This is a genomic window from Mycobacterium sp. DL99, from assembly GCF_004762045.1.
Lineage (GTDB): Bacteria > Actinomycetota > Actinomycetes > Mycobacteriales > Mycobacteriaceae > Mycobacterium.
This window is the reverse complement of sequence record NZ_SJOM01000007.1, coordinates 2,746,455-2,761,631: the sequence shown is the minus strand read 5'-3', so window position 1 is coordinate 2,761,631 and position 15,177 is coordinate 2,746,455. Positions and strand designations below refer to the sequence as shown.

Here is a 15,177-nt window from a genome sequence, read left to right as displayed (position 1 = left end):
CAACGTTATCTACTACTGGATCTGCACCAACTGATTTCCGTTCTGCACGTATACGTTGTCGTAGCGCACCATCGATGTCTCCAGCAGCGCCTGCAGCTGACGTCCGACGGCGGCGACGTCCCGAATCCCTTGGCCTGTCACGTTGAAGACGATGTTCTGCTCGTATCCGGACATTCCCCAGCGGCGCCCCTCGACCTGCCGACGTGCCCGGGCCAGCGCGTCGGTGGACCGTTGTGACGGTGTACCCGTCACCTGGCCATCGGGGTCGATGCCGAGCTCGGCGACATCGAACCGCTTGACTTCAAAAGACCTGCCGCCCTGCCCACTTGGATCAGGCCGATAGTATTCGGGCACCGTGCTGCCCAGGGTCTCGCCGGGTCGCGCCCCGGGAGCCTGGATCCGGCCCGTCACCCATCCCGGACCGAACATCGCCTCCAGGACGGGCCCGAGTTCCCGCTCGGCGACCCGCCAGGCGGGCTCCCGCCGGAAGTCACCGGCGTCATCGCGCGGTGACCGCGGCGCCGTTTCCGTAACGCCGAGCGCGCCTTCCATATCGAAGGCGGTCTCGGTCGCGGCCGCATGCTCGAGCGCAATCTCGATGTGTTTCAACGCTGAAGGCAGCCGACCGGGCGCCACCTTGCCGATCAACGCATCGACCATCGCGTCGCTGAGCACGAGGTCGGATTCCCAGAGGAACTTGCCCAGAGCCTTCAGATCGGCCGGGGTGAAATGCTCGCCCAACCGTGCCACTCGTCCCGCCGAGCGGGTCCCCAGAGTGGAGGCGTCCTCGCCCCCGAAGCTCACGATCTCGTGCGGTTCCAAACCGAAATCGCTCAGCGCGGACATGATTTCGGAGGGTTTGCGAGGCTTGGCCGTGGGCTCGAACGCGGGCCGCGCCGGACCGCTGGGATTTCTCAGCGGGTGGTGAGCAAGCGCGTCCATCAGGTGGATGTCGTTGGCCGGAACGCCTTCGCGGAAATCCAGTAACGCATCAAGATCCTTGAGCAGCGGGTCGGACCGGGCCAGCTCGGTTCGGGCCGACGCTTCGTCCCGGGTCGCCTCGACCTTGCCCAGGATGTCGCGCAGTGTCGCCAGGTGTTCGGCCACGGGAACGCGACGGACGATGGTGCCGTCGGGCTTGATCTCGAACAAGCGCGCTATCCGGCCGTCCACGATCTCCACGACGAAATGTGCGTCATAGCGCATGGCATCGTGGTACTGCGCGCCCGCGACCGCCTCGTTCTTCAACTGTCCCAGGATATCCGGCGTGTACACCGAGGTCTTGGCGCCCGGCACCCCCATGCTGGCCACCGGTGGCGTGAGCGCGAGCTCGTGCGGGACGATCGCGTATTCACGACGGCTCATCACGCTGCCGATCTCCCACGTGCTGAGCCCCTCCAGGCTGCCCCGCCACGCGATCATGTCCGTCATGGCCGTGACGAATTCCTGCGCCGGCTTATCCGGATGCACGGAACTCCACTGCCGATACCACTCGGGCAGGACGGTGGCGTCGCCGCGCGCAATCGGAGCCAGCTGCTGGGGCGGCCCTTCAGCCAGCACCCGGACAACGGGCATCGGCAGCTTGTTGTCGGCCAATGCCCGGCCCGCGTCGGCGCGCGCGGCCCACCCGACGAAGCCTGAGCCACGTCCGGGCCGCAAGCTGCCGGCGAAGGTACCGAGGTCGCCCCACTTCGCGCCGCGTAGATGCGTGATCGCCTTGCCGCGGATCACGTCGGGCACATCGGGCGCGGAGACTTTCACAGCGTCGGCGACTGCGTCGAAAACCACCGGCGGCCCTGTCCCAGCAGGGAAGAACCACTGAATCGTGCCGTCGGAGTCACGGACCGAGAAGATGTTGTTACCTGCGGGCGTGACCTCGGTCAGTCTGCCCTGCGTTCTCAGACGCTCGAGGTAAGCCGCGATGTTCTCGGCCGATCCTCGGTAGGACCAGCTCTCGGGACCGGCACTGCGCACGTCCATCCGTACCTCGTCACGGGCATTGCGCACGGTTTCCAACATCGCGTCGGCATGGCCGTCGAGCTGGGCCCGCTGCGCAGCCGTGATCTCACCGAGTTCGGCGAACCGCGCGTGCAGACCTTTGGTGCGGCCGAGCAGCTCGACCACCCCGACGATGGACTTGTCGCCGGCCGCGACGTTGTCACGCGGTCCATTCAGCCACTTCCGAAGCGCTTCGCCGCCGGCCTGCAGCTGTTTGCGCAACGACTCCCATTCCAGACGAGCTTGTTTGGAGGCGGCGGCATCGCGCTGAATTGTGGTCTCCCCGGCGGGAAGCACCGGGGCGCGCACCAACGCTTCAGCGATCATGAACAGCGCCAGGTCGACCCCAGTATGGACCAGCACCTCGCCGGTCGACGCTGTTTTCGCGCCCGTTGGACCAGGGGTGCCGGGCTGCAGCGCATTCCACGTCAGCGTCCAACCCACCAGAGTGCCGTAGGTACCGCCGAGTCGTGCGGCGCCGGCGAGCAGCCCCGTATCGCCGACCCGTGCCGCGATACGGGCATCCACCCCGCCGAGCAGACGCAGCAGGAGGTAGTCCTTGGCTGCGTCCTCTAGGAGTCCGCCGAGGGTGACCGGACGCCCCTGATTGGCCGTGATCGCCAACCGCGTACCGGTGAATGCCAGCGAGCCGATGATCGTCGCCCCGGTCCGGCCGAGCCCCGCGATCGCCGGAACCGCCATCACCGCACGCATCGCACCGATCCCCAGCAAGGTCGCACCGATATTGGCGATCCAGACCACCATCCGTTGGGCAAAGCGCAGGGTATCGGCACGATCGCCCGCCCCGGCGAAGGCCTCCTCGGCCTGCCGGCGGACCTCGGCCCGGTCTGCGGCGCCGTGGCCGCGGCGGACCAGGTTGAACAGCGCTGCGGACAACTTCGTCATGACGGTGACCGACTTGAAATCCCCTTCGGTCTCCCACATCGCCTCGGCCAGCACCTCACCCTGCTCGCACAGAGCAACGCCCATCAGGATGTTCTCCGCGCGTGCGCACAGGTCGTCGAGAAGGGGCCCTTTCGTCACGACATAGCCCAGCCGCTCTTCGAGCGGTGCTGACGGCGACGGGTGGTCGGTGACCAGTTTCTCGAGCCCCGCCGTCACGGTGTCCCGCTCAGATTCCAGGTCCGCGATGGTGTCCCGTTGCGGGCGGACGGCGTTGTACCGCAGCCCCGTGGAGAACTTGCCGTATCCCTCGGGATCGATTGGTGTGGAGATCTTTTGGCTCACGTCGTTGATCGTCCTGGCGAATGAGTCCGCGATCTGTTCCAGCCAGGCGTCACGGGCGGTCTCCACGTCCGCAACCAATGTGGACAGTTGCGGCGTCAGAATTCCGCCGATCATCCGGGTGATGGCACCGTTCACTGCCACCACGGAGGCGGAGAATGACGCATTGCCGCCACCGGGATCGACTGCGAGCCTGTGTATCCGCGCCGCCGTCTCGACCGCCACGGCACTGGCGTCGACGTCGCTTCTGGCCTGCTGCAGGCCCGGGGTGTCGAGCCACGGGAGAAGCTGACGATAGTCGTTGAGCCGGTCCGCGACGGTCTTCGCCTCGGTGGGAAATCCGACGTTCAGCATCGCGCCGAGGAAATCGATACGGGCGAGGATCTCGGCGACGTTCGCGGTCGGCGGGCCGTAGAGCACCGGCAAGCGGGCCAGGAGATCATCCGAGATACCGATCTGGCGGGTGATCGCGGCGACGACCAGCAGCCGGAGGTTCTCATGCTCGGTATCCGGGTCCCCTTCCGGCACACTGCGATTCACCGGCGCGATCTGGTCGAGGATCAACGCCAGCCCTTCGCGCACCTGGGCATCGGTCCAACCTGCCACTTCCGGCGCAGTCAGCGTCGAGATGGTGGGGTCCGACCACCCGTCGACCCTGCGCACTCCGCGCCCCACCTGTTGTGCCACGTGGGCGGCTTCATGCGCAAGCACGCGCCCACTGGCGCGGCCGCCGGTGAAGATGTCCGAGCCGCGGGTGAACGCCTGAACCCGCAGAGTTCGGGTGAGATGCGGCGCGTCATGCAGTCGCGTGTTCCCGATGTCGACACCGGTGACCGCTCGTACCGACTCGAGCACCGGACCGAGCGAAGCACTCGTCTGGCGGGACGCGTCCGGTTGCACAACCCGGTCGGCTATCGCGTCAGCCTCGATCTCGGTGGCCGAACGCCCGTGCGATGGCTGCGGAACGACGTGCGCGACATCGTGCGCGAGGGCGCTCGACCGGTCGGCCCGTGGGGCCGAACCAGCGAGTGAATCGACGCCGGCTTGTCGTGGTGGAGCGCTGTCAGGTGGGCGGCGGTCACCACTCACCGACCACACAACGGGTCCTTGAGGGAGTCGGTCCCCGGCGGCGCGGGAGGCTCGATGACCCCGGCGGCGGGATCGGCCGCCAGTGCGACATCACTGACCAACGTATTCCGCTCGGTACCAGCAGGCTTCGCCTCCTTGAAGGCGTCGTACCAACCGGTGCTCTTCGTGCCGGCCTCGTCGATGAAACCGGCCCCGAACGCCAACTCGACCTGGAATCGCAAGTCGGCGTTGGCAGCGATGTCCAACTCACCCTTCGCTGCGGCCGTTGCCAGCGCACTGAACGATATCGACGGGGGGATACAGAATCGCAGCGCCAGCATCCACCACAGCTGGAACGCGAACACGATGATCGGCATGAACATCAGGAACAGAAACAGCGCAACGATGAAGAACAATTCAAACGCGAAGAAACAGATACCGCCACCGGCTCCGATGTTTCCCTGTTTCGGCTTGGGGATCCCGCCGAGCGGATTGAAGACCATCTGCGACCGGGGCGGCGTCGAAATCCGTAGCCCGCCGGGCCCCATCGGTTGTCCGGCGCGCGCTGCCAGGGCGCGAAAATCCGGAACAGAGATGGAGATAACCCGGTTCTTCGTTCCGTCCGGGTCCATCGGAGCCGCCAGTTTGAAGGGCTCGCTGGGGGTGCTGAACCAGATTTTCGGCGGGCAATGCTCGTGGCCGCGCGCCGGTTTGCGGGTGACGAATGCAACGATCTCGTATATTCCGTGCTCGTCGAGTTTCGGCCCGAAGTCCTTGCCGTCGTTGCTCGTTCCGTGGTCTGACGAGTACGTCGGGATGATGCCGAACCACAGGGACCGGGTCCCGGCCGCCGCACAATCGTCCTTGCGCGCCGGCAGCCGCCACATGGTGAAGGTCTGCTCATCGGGAATCGGCCCCTTGCCGTCACACGGCTTCCACTCTCCCGACTGCCCGGTTTTCACCCAGGCTTCCCGATCTGATTGCGGCGTGACCGCATCGATGAGCAGTCGGTTCTGCGCCGCGAATTCGCCGGCCGCCTTGTCACTCCACCACACCTCGCGTAGGTCGGGATCTTCCATGTCGGGGGTGATCGCCACCTTGGCCGCTGAACTGACAAGTGCGGCGGCCAGTTTGCGCACCGACTTGCCGTCGTCTGCAAAGGACACGACCTGGCGGCGCATCGCAAACGACACCTGAATGTCGTCGTGCCCGCCCGCCCGCGGCAGGCCGGGTTGATCGCAGAACACCTCGACGGTGACGGCGTAGAAGCGATCGTGATTGGGCTGGAAAAGCTTGCGCAGTTTGGTGCGCATCATCTTGTAGGTGGACAACCGCGAACGTCCCGTCCCGAACGGGCTCACCGGAACGGGATATCCCCAGTAGTCCTCGGGTTTCGGGGTCAGATAGACCGAGGCGTCCGCCATGATGTGGTCGACGAAGTCACTGCCGGAATACATCTGGATGCTGGGCCGTAGTGACCTGGCATCGCGCAGCCCGAAGGTTCCGGACTCGCGGACATACCAGGGCGCCCGAATCTGGAACCCGGCCTCGGTGGTCACAGCAGGTTTCCCACGCCCGGGGTGTATGCCGGTGAGATGACGAACGCACCTGCGGTGATCGTCTGGCACACGATGGTGTTGGTGAAGGTCGCCGTTGCGGTGTCGACCAGCACCTGGGGTGCATCCACCTTCACCATCACATTGGCGTGTACAGACACGTTGCCGACCCGATCGAGCACGATGCTGCTGCCGTTCTGGTGGCGGATGGTGATGTCGCCGGCGGAGTTGTCGAGCACGACCTTGTGCCCGCTCTCCATCGTGATGCTGACCTTCTCCGCACCGGCCTGATCGTCGAATTCCAGTTCACTGCCGCGGCGGGATCGCAGAACCCTGATGTCGTTCGCCCTGGCAGGTTTTCTGGGTTCGGCGGCCTTGCCGTGCCAGGCCGCGCCGATGATGTAGGGCCGGCGGAAGTTGCCCGCCTCGAACGCGACGACCACCTGACTGCCGACTTCGGGCAGTACCTGCAAGCCCTGATCGTCGTCGGCATACGGCGAGCACAAGGTCGCCCAGGCCCGCACGTCACGATCGCCGGCGCGCCCCAGCGTCGGGAATCGAACCTGGATCCGACCCAACTGGTCATCGTCCACAATATCGGTGACGATCGCCGGGTAGACACCGAAGTAACCCGGCGCCATACCGTCGTCGGGCATCGGAAGTGCCACTGTCCCACCTCGTCTCGACTACACGCGCGTTACCGTCGATGATCGCCCGGCCGCGTCACCACAGCGTCGCCGCATCACGCCAGGTTGACAGTGGACCGTTCGGCCTCGAAATGGGTGCGCAGACCGCGTTCCAGGTCGAAGGCGTGTTGTACCCGCGTCACGTAGTAGCCACCGCCCTCGAAGGCGGTACCGACGGCGCGCAGATCGAGGATGCTGCCGACCGTCATATCGGGTGTCCCCCGGGTCGTGCCCATCACCGTGACAAAGCCCCGCGCCCGCCTCAGCATTTCGGCCTTGGCATACGCGGCGGCCTCCGCCGAGTTCAACGCCACTTCGCGGACCCGCAGGGACACACTTGCGCCGAGCGCCTTCTCCAGCGCATCGGGGCCCACCCGACCGGGTGCGGCCTCGGCAGCCACCACGGCGGAATCCGCTCTCTCCTCGATGGTCTCGGCGGTCCGGGCGTCATAGCCGGTCACCACCACCTCGGTGCGCTGGTGTGCCAGATCGGCACAGAGCCGGATCCCGAGCAGCTCGTTGCTCTGGACCAGGGTCAGCTTGGTGCCGTTTCGCCTGGTCCGGGACGCGTAGTGCAGCACGTTGCCGTCACACCACAGCTCGGCTCGGGTCAGTCGGGCCCGCTCACGCAGGAACGCGAGATCACTCTGATTCAACTGCTGCACCACGTCGTAGCGGGGTCCGTCGGCATCGACCTCGGCCCGCAACCCGTGGAACCGGGCGATCTCATCGACGATGTCGGCATCGGTCGCGTCGGTGTAGGTGTGCGAGCGTCGGGTCATCCGCAAGCGCATGAACATGTCCTCGGCACTGACCACCACCAAAGGTGGTTGGGCATCGGCGAAGACGGCCTCGATCGCCGAGATGACCCCGTCGAACGCGACGCGTTGACCACTGCGGGGCCCTATCGCCACCTGGAGCGCCACCCCGAAATCGACCTGTCGGCCATCCAGATACTGCATTTTTTCGGGCGGCCCAGGAGCACCCGGTCCGGCGGCATTCAGGTACAGCCGCAACGTCTTGAGTCCTTCGACACCCTCGTCGATCTCCATCTTGACGCAGTCACGCGCCAGGTCAGGGACCGGTTCGCCCTTTACCGTGAACACCGGGGTGCCGAAGCTGATCGCAGGTTCAGTCACTGAACGCCTCCGCCCGTACCCGAAGTGCCAGCCAGTCGGCACGGTCCCGAGACTCGTGCCAGACGTCATCGCTGGATCGGCCGCCGCCCTGCGCCGCACCCGCGGCCGGTCCGCCACCGGACGACGAGGCGCTCACGTCGGTGTGAATCTCGTTGACATGCACGGTCATTACGCTGTCCAAATCCTGACCTGGGGCTTGAGCGGCACCGACCAGCCATAGGTCTGAGCGCGACGATCAAGGTCCAGGGATGCCCCTGCCGACACCGTGGCAGACGTCGGCACGGCGAAACCGGCACGTGCGCGGACAACGCCGGCATCGGCATTCGCCGACGCCTGCACGTTGACCGCTTGTGCGATGCCGCCCGCGGCGGAGAGGCTGAAACCGGCCGATACCTCCGCGCCGGCCCCGACCGCTCCGGTCGCGTCGACGGATACCGCCGCGTCGACGCCGCCCGAAAGGCCGGCGCCCACCGACACATCGGCGCCGAGCTGCAATTGGGCACCGGCGGACAGCGCCAGTGGGCTCGTCAATCCGGCCATGGCCGTCCGCCACGTTGCCGGGTCGGCGTTGAGCCGGGTCAGCGCCTGCTGCACGCTCTCACCCGCTTTGGCCGGCGTCGTCTGGACCGGTCTCTTGGTCGGCGCGGACCCAGGCGTGCCGTTCGTGGTGTTCTGCCCGGGCTTGGTCGCGGCCTCGGCATCAGCGTCGGCCGGCGAGAGCTGCAACCGGAGATCCTGCTCTTTGATCGACAAGCTCAGCTTGCAGCGCAGTGCCCGTCCTTGATCGTCGAAGTAGTCGAGATCTTCGGTGAGGCTGGTGACATTGCCTTCGAAACTCAGCTTGCCCCAGACGAATTTGATGCGGGGCGGTGGCGCGCCCTTGGATCCCTTCGGGGGGCGTACCAAAGCGACGATGTGTTTCGTCTTTTCCCGAACATCGAGGGGCTGGCCGTTCTCGTCGCCCTCCGCGGTGTCGTACTCCAGATCCAGCGACAGCACGGCGTTGCCTTGTGCCGCGTTCTGCCGGTTCGGCGCCTTGGTGGTGGCTCCACCGGTCGACTCGTTGGTGTACTGCAGTTTCAACGTCGTCGGATTGAACTGCACCTCGACCGGGTCGGTTTGTGCTCCAGCAGGCGGAGGTCCGGTCTTCTTGTCGTAGACCTGACAGATCGTCGCCTTCTTCAAGACACCCATGTCAATCCCCCAACCTGAGACCCTGATGCACGATGTGCAGTTCCTCGATCGCGACCTCGCCGGTCTTGGCGTTCAGCGCCGGACCCGTCACCTTGCTCGGCAGGCCCCGATCGAACGACCATTTCGCGACGATGCGCTTGCGTGACGGATCTCGTACAGCGACAACGCCGTTGTAGCGTGGGATGGGCAGCCGGCCTCCGACCATGCCGCTGATCCAGTCCCACATGCTGCTGTCGGCGGTGCCATCCTCGCCCGGTGTGCCTACGACGAACATGCCCCGTTTGAGCACAAGCGGTACCAGCTTGACCCGTCCCACCCGACGGATCACGCCGTCATTGAATCCGCCCTCGTTGTAATCCTTGATCTCCGCCTCGAGTTCGAGGCCACTGCATTCTGCGAAGGCCCCCGTATAACCGTTGAGCGGACCAGATCGGCCATCTACCGCGGTGAAGGTCACCTCGAAGTTGAAGGCTTGGAGAAGCTCACTGGTCTCATCCACCGACGCTCACCACCGATGTCCCGTCGACGCCCTGGATCAGGCGCACCACGATGAACTCGAGCGGCGCGGCCGGTGCGACACCCACCTCGGTGATCAGCTGACCCAGCGCCCGAGTCCGTTCGTCATTGACCGAGTCATCACATCGGACGAAGAACGACTCGGCTTCCGTGGCGCCCGCGAACGCACCTCGCCGGAAGAAGTCCCGCAGCATGCTCACCACCGCCTGCTGCACCGCGGTGCGCAGCGCCAGGGTTCCCGGCTCGAACACCAGATTCTCGCCGACCCGCCGCAAGGTCAGCGCCAACACCGTCATCAACCGCCGCACATTGAGTTGGCGGTACTCCGGATCGAAGGACAACGTCCGCGCCGAGGTGAGCCGGAATCCATCACGTTCGGGACGAAAGACGTTGACCGACATTCTGAAAAGGTCGGCGGCCGCGGTGTCGGTCATGGCAGAGGACACATTGACCGCGTCGGATGCCAGCTCGTTGGCGGGTCCTCGCTGCACCCCGGACAGCAGTTCCCGCTTGGCGGTGATCCCGGCCGCGAACGCCGAGGACCCGACGAACACCGGGCTGCCCCCCGACGTCGCAGCGGCCATCGCCAGCCACGGGTGGTAGCACGCCGCATAACTGGAATCGAACGCCCAGCGCCATTTGGCGATGTCGGACGTCTTCATACCGAACGGGACATCGAGTAGGGCGACGAATCTCTTCCGCAGGCCGGCTACCTCGACGACCCGTTGTTGTCGGGTGACGATCGCCTCGAAGTCGGCGGGGTCGTTCGGATCGAGCTGCGCCGCCGGTTGCTGTACGGCGGTGAGATTCAAGTCTGCCGTGCCGGTTCGGCAACACCGGACGAACTCACCGCCCGTGTCCGGCTTCCCCGCGACCACCAGCTGATCGGGCTGGCCTCGCCACACCCACGACAGGTCCGGAACACACAGCAGGCCGATATCGGGTACTCGGCCCATCCGGTCCACGCCGCGGTGATCGGTGTCGTCGTCAGCCGGATCCTGCCGGGCCGGTGGCACATCGTCGTAGAAGCTGTCGGCGGTGATCTGCTCCCATCGATCCCAGCCACGGGTCACCAACGTGAAGTGCAGGCTTCGCAGGAGGCCGTCGGTTGGTGACACCGCATCAATCAGCCCGTCAGCACTCGCCAGCGCCGAATCATCCTGCAAGGCCACGGGAATGAACTGCGCATGACCGGGGTGCAGGCCGAGCTCGGTGAATGCTTCGGCGCGGGGGCCGTCCGGGCCGTTGTCGGTGATTGTCAGTGTGCCGGTGACGATTTCGATATCGACCAGCTCTCCCGCCGGGAGCGGCAGTTCACGATCCACCACATACCGGGCGCTTCTCCCGCTTGCCGTCAGCGCATCAGCCGTCGCGACCAGCCAGCGAAGTTCGCCGGCCGGCGCCAGCTTCGGATGCCGAATCCGCACCAATGAGTACAGCGGTACCGCGTTATCCACCACCGGTTGCAGCAACATCGCTGCATCCGCATTGTCCGGCCAGACCGTCATCGGGACGGCGGCACCGGCGGCGAACGTGAGCGTGATGTCGAGATGGTTTCCCCAGCTGCCCTCGTTGGCAGCCGCAATCTGCCGCCCGGCGCCAGCGGAAGGGCACTCAAATATCGCCGTCGCCGGATCCGGCTGTGACGGCACCACCCGCAGCACCCACGCGACCTGTCCGCCCTGGCCGAAGAACGCATCCACCGCGTACGCGAGTTGGGTTGGGGTATCGCCCCGTTCGGGATCGGGCAGCCCACCGAACCACCGCACGTACTCGGACCAGCTGGTCACCCGGACCGGGGTGTGGCCGGGCCCCCGCGGCGCCAGACCGACGAATCCGGTCGCGTCGAGTCGCACCACCTCTGGCGTCGTATCCGGCTGCTGTGCCCGGATGTACACGCCAGGCCCGCCGAGCTGCAGTCCGGTCGTCATGGTGAATCAGTGTCCGGTTAGGCCGATTTGAAGTCGATCTGCTCGGCAACGAGGTGAAGTTCCTCCATGGCCACCTCGCCGCCGCCCTTGCCCGCCAGCGTCGGGCCCACCCACTTCTTCGGCTGCGCGGCCGAGAGCACCCAGCTGCACACCTCGTTGCGGGCCTCGTCGAGCAGTGAGATGGTCACCGTCCGCGGTTCGTAGGCGCCGTCGCGAGTCTCCTGCAGCCAGGTGAACAATCGAAGATCGCCGATCACCCCGCGCTTGAGCGTCACGTCGTCGGTGCTGTTGACGTTGGGCACCTTGCGCACATGGTTGAACTTGTCGTTGCCGTTGCGGTACTCGGAGAACTTGATCTCGTTGCCGAGACCGCTGACATCCGAGAACCCTCCGGCGATGCTGCCCTCGGTACCGTCGTCACCCAGGCGCACCAGAAAGTTGAACGCACCGTAGGGATTGGGCCGTGTCGCCATCATCTACCTCCTCAGACTCGTTGGGTCAATTGCTCTTGGCGTCGGCAGTCCACTGGCCGATGCGGAATATGACGAACTCGGCCGGATACGTCGGCGCGACACCGATCAGGCAGATCAAGCGGCCGTTGTCGAGGTCGTTCTGGGTCATGGTGGTCCGGTCGCACCGCACGAAGAACGCTTCCTGCGGCTTGGTGCCCATCAGTGCACCAGTCCGCCACACGGTGATCAGGAAGTCCTCGATCGTCTGACGGACATTGGCCCACAGCCGTTCGTTGTTCGGCTCGAACACCGCCCACTGCGTGGATTTGTCGATCGAATGCTCCAGATAGATGAACAACCGCCGGACGTTGACGTACTTCCACTCCGGGTCCGAGGACATCGTGCGGGCGCCCCACACCCGGTTGCTGCGGCCGGGGAAGAATCTGAGCGCGTTGATGCCTTCCGGGTTGATCACCGCCTGCCGGTCGTAGGTCACGTTGTACAGAAACTTGTTGATGCCGAGGATCACCTCGTTGGCGGGCGCCTTGTGCACACCGCGTTCGACGTCGCTGCGCGCGTAGATCCCGGCCGCGAATCCCGACGGCGGCAGATTGACGACCGCTGGTGGAGCCGACGGGTCGTTCGGGGCCGTCGGATCCGGGATCTCGACCCATGGGTAATACAAGGCCGCGTACGTGGTGTCGAACTGCGAACGGTAGTCACGGATCTGGGAGATCGACTGATTCTCGTTGGGCGGATCGACTACGGCGATCCGATAGCGCAGGTTCTCGCAGTGCTCGATGAGGTTGTCGACGGCGGTCTTCTGCTGGCTGCCGTCGAGCGCCGCGATGTCGGGGGCGGCGACGATCGCGATGTCGTCGATCTCCCCCAGCGCCGCCAAACCAGTTGCGGCGATGGCGGCATCGTCCGGATCGGACGGTTCTCCTTTCAGCGCGTCGGCGTCCAGTGGTTTGCCGTCACGTCCGCCGGTGAATATTGCCGCGGGATCGTGCTTGATGGCACCGGTGTATTCCCCGATCGCCGGCGGCGTGTCGAGTTTCGCGTCGAACCACACCAGCGCGTACTCGTCGACCGGTTTGTCGACACCGAGGGCCTTCGGGATCGCCCGGCGGTGGTCCCATCCGAGTTCCAGACCGTCGTAGATGTCGGTGCGCGCACCCATTCGCACCGTCACGGTCGCGGTCAGATGACACACCGCCTGCACGGTGGCATCCGGCGCTTGCGGAGCACCGCCACGGGTGGTGCTGAATCCCGGCTTTCCGTCGGGGAACGGCGTGTAGATCTTCACATTGCCGGCCACGGGATCGGTCTTCGTCTTGTCCGACGGCACGGCACTGACGTCCGCGAAGGTCTCCACGACCTCCGATCCGCTGAGTCCGCGGAACACCACGTTTCCCTGACCGTCCGTGGTCCGGATGTTCTTGCCGCGCTTGATCTCCACCTTGACGGTGATCGTGCCGCCGGCCGCGCCGGGCCAGCGGGCGCGCCATTTCCCCGCGACCCCGGAACCCAGGGACGCGAAGTCCGGATCGGCGTCGATCGCGGACCCCGAAGCATTGGTGAACGGGAACACCCGCGACACGTACAGCCGCTGACCGCCGTTGTCGAAGAACGCCCTGGCGGCGTATGCCAGGTAGAGGGTGTCTCCGCCCAGTTGTCCGTCGTCGCCGAGTCCGCCGAACGCCCGCTCATACTCGGTAAAGCTGGTCACCAGAACCGGTTTCGGCACCAGCGCTTGCTGCTGGCCGCCGGCGGTGCGCACGTAGGGCACCGGCCCGTAGCGGGCCACCCCGGCCATGCCGAAGGTGCTCGTCGGCACACCTTCAATGGATTTCGACCGGAAGCTCGTCTCCTCGACATACACACCGGGAGTCAGGTACTCGGGCATCGGTTCTCCTTTGGCTGGGTCACACAGTGAACGGAACGGCTGTGGGCAATTGGGTGGTGATGCCGACGGGCACGGTCACGTTCGTCGGCGTCGCCGACGTGATGTAGCCCGGCGGGGTGGTACGGCCCTGCAACAACGGGCTGTTCAGATCGGATGCCACGGGGGGAACCTGAGACTGTGGCACGGTTTCGACCACCAGGTCGGCCAACGGGTCTTCGGTCACCGTAGGCGGATTGGCCGGCGCGGTCACGACCAGCGTGACGGCCAGTGTGCTGGGTGCCGGTGGATGGAGGGAACCGGTGGAAACGATGACAAGGACGAACTCGCCGCGGTCGTCGCCATGTGCCCAGCCCACCGCCTGTCCGCCCGGACCGATCGCGGTGATGCGCGGCCACCGCGCCGCCGTCGCGTCCCGCATCACGCGGCCGCGGATGGCGGTGGTGGACCGCGGCATCTGGTATGCCGAGCCGGGGCTCAGCCAGGGCCGCAGCTCGCGGGATCCGACGGGGATATAGGGCCCGGTTCCGTTGTCGGAGGCCGTGATGTCAGCGTCGGTGCGCAACGGTGTCGTGAGCCGGCGCGGCACGTATCGACGGGTCGGGTCGGCGATTCGCACCGTGATGTTCGCGGGCATCGGTGGACGGTGCAGCCGGGTCGCCCGCCCGAGTCCGTGCTGGAGCAGGTCAGCGCAGGGCCAGGTCACGTCGTCGGGATAGGTCCGCAGGCGGGGCGCAACCTCTGCGCCGATGCGCACCTGAGTGCCCAGCGGGCTGTGCGTCACCGCGTCAGCACAATCGACCGCCAGCGCCAACCGATGCAGTACCCGCGCTTCACCGAAGGCCGTCTTGATGATCACGGCGTCACCTCGGTGTGTGCTGCGACCAGTGCCACGGGCTCGGCCGTCGTCTCCTGGCGGCCATCGATCCGGACCACCCGGGCCAGGTACGGCAGCGACAAGCGGTACTCGGTGGTCAGCGCCTGGAAGGCCTCACTCATGGAATCCTGGCCCAGCTCATCGAAGACCACCTGGATCGCGTCGCCGTCCTCCCAGTCACCCGAGGGGTGCAGCAGCGGACCGGTGAGGATGGGTTCGGTCTCCAGGATCTGGGCAGCCGCACCCAGGTACTCCAGCTCGTTCTCGACCGCGATGTCCCACGCGGCCACCAGGAAGTACAGGCGTAGCGGAATTCGAGGGATCCCATCGACATTCGCGACCGCTGACCACCCGGCCCTGGTCTCCCTGTCCACGACCACGCGGTAGAAGTAGACGGAGATGGCGGGGTACCGGATCACCGCGGTGGGGCTGCTCTCCACCTTGTCGAAGTCGCTGGTTCCGGCGAGCACGACGCGCGGCTTGGGCCCCGGCGGGAGCAGTTCCCCGATCCGGCGGTTCATCAGGTCGACGACGCTTCTGCCGACGGCAGCGATCGCACGGTAACCAGCCACCGGGCCATGGTTGTCCACGTTGCGTCACGGCGCCGTC

At 66.0% G+C, this 15,177-nt stretch carries 12 protein-coding genes; all 12 read right to left on the bottom strand.

Annotated elements, in window-relative coordinates:
* Positions 1-12: 12 nt before the first annotated feature.
* Positions 13-4,098, bottom strand: a complete 4,086-nt coding sequence (locus EYZ64_RS13870) for an eCIS core domain-containing protein (protein WP_167857823.1) — start codon at positions 4,096-4,098, stop codon at positions 13-15.
* A 230-nt stretch (positions 4,099-4,328) separates the two neighbouring features.
* Positions 4,329-5,870: a hypothetical protein gene (locus EYZ64_RS13865; RefSeq protein ID WP_135453949.1), complete on the bottom strand. Its 1,542-nt coding sequence runs from the start codon at positions 5,868-5,870 to the stop codon at positions 4,329-4,331.
* Complete coding sequence (locus tag EYZ64_RS13860) at positions 5,867-6,535, bottom strand: phage baseplate assembly protein V (protein ID WP_210115511.1); 669 nt, start codon at positions 6,533-6,535, stop codon at positions 5,867-5,869. The genes EYZ64_RS13865 and EYZ64_RS13860 overlap by 4 nt, the downstream gene beginning before the upstream one ends.
* A 74-nt stretch (positions 6,536-6,609) precedes the next feature.
* Positions 6,610-7,692: a phage late control D family protein gene (locus EYZ64_RS13855; protein WP_135453948.1), complete on the bottom strand. Its 1,083-nt coding sequence runs from the start codon at positions 7,690-7,692 to the stop codon at positions 6,610-6,612.
* Entirely contained in the window at positions 7,685-7,861 is a 177-nt protein-coding gene (locus tag EYZ64_RS32030; RefSeq protein WP_167857822.1) for a hypothetical protein, read from the bottom strand. The genes EYZ64_RS13855 and EYZ64_RS32030 overlap by 8 nt, the downstream gene beginning before the upstream one ends.
* On the bottom strand, positions 7,861-8,886 hold the full coding sequence (locus tag EYZ64_RS13850) for a CIS tube protein (protein ID WP_135453947.1): 1,026 nt from the start codon (positions 8,884-8,886) through the stop codon (positions 7,861-7,863). The genes EYZ64_RS32030 and EYZ64_RS13850 overlap by 1 nt, the downstream gene beginning before the upstream one ends.
* Before the next feature lies 1 nt (position 8,887).
* Positions 8,888-9,385 carry a phage tail protein gene (locus EYZ64_RS13845; protein WP_135453946.1) on the bottom strand — a complete coding sequence of 166 codons (498 nt, stop codon included), beginning with the start codon at positions 9,383-9,385 and terminating at the stop codon, positions 8,888-8,890.
* Complete coding sequence (locus EYZ64_RS13840; RefSeq protein WP_135453945.1) at positions 9,378-11,333, bottom strand: phage tail sheath subtilisin-like domain-containing protein; 1,956 nt, start codon at positions 11,331-11,333, stop codon at positions 9,378-9,380. Before EYZ64_RS13840 ends, EYZ64_RS13845 begins: the two co-directional genes overlap by 8 nt.
* 17 nt (positions 11,334-11,350) lie before the next feature.
* Positions 11,351-11,806: a phage tail protein gene (locus EYZ64_RS13835; protein WP_135453944.1), complete on the bottom strand. Its 456-nt coding sequence runs from the start codon at positions 11,804-11,806 to the stop codon at positions 11,351-11,353.
* A gap of 25 nt (positions 11,807-11,831) precedes the next feature.
* The gene (locus EYZ64_RS13830) at positions 11,832-13,694 is read right to left on the bottom strand and encodes a phage tail sheath family protein (RefSeq protein WP_135453943.1); all 1,863 of its coding nucleotides are present in this window, start codon (positions 13,692-13,694) and stop codon (positions 11,832-11,834) included.
* A 19-nt stretch (positions 13,695-13,713) separates the two neighbouring features.
* Entirely contained in the window at positions 13,714-14,550 is an 837-nt protein-coding gene (locus EYZ64_RS13825) for a hypothetical protein (RefSeq protein WP_135453942.1), read from the bottom strand.
* A complete protein-coding gene (locus tag EYZ64_RS13820; protein ID WP_135453941.1) occupies positions 14,547-15,140 on the bottom strand; it encodes a Pvc16 family protein in 594 nt (197 codons plus the stop codon). The genes EYZ64_RS13825 and EYZ64_RS13820 overlap by 4 nt, the downstream gene beginning before the upstream one ends.
* Between the last annotated feature and the right edge of the window lie 37 nt (positions 15,141-15,177).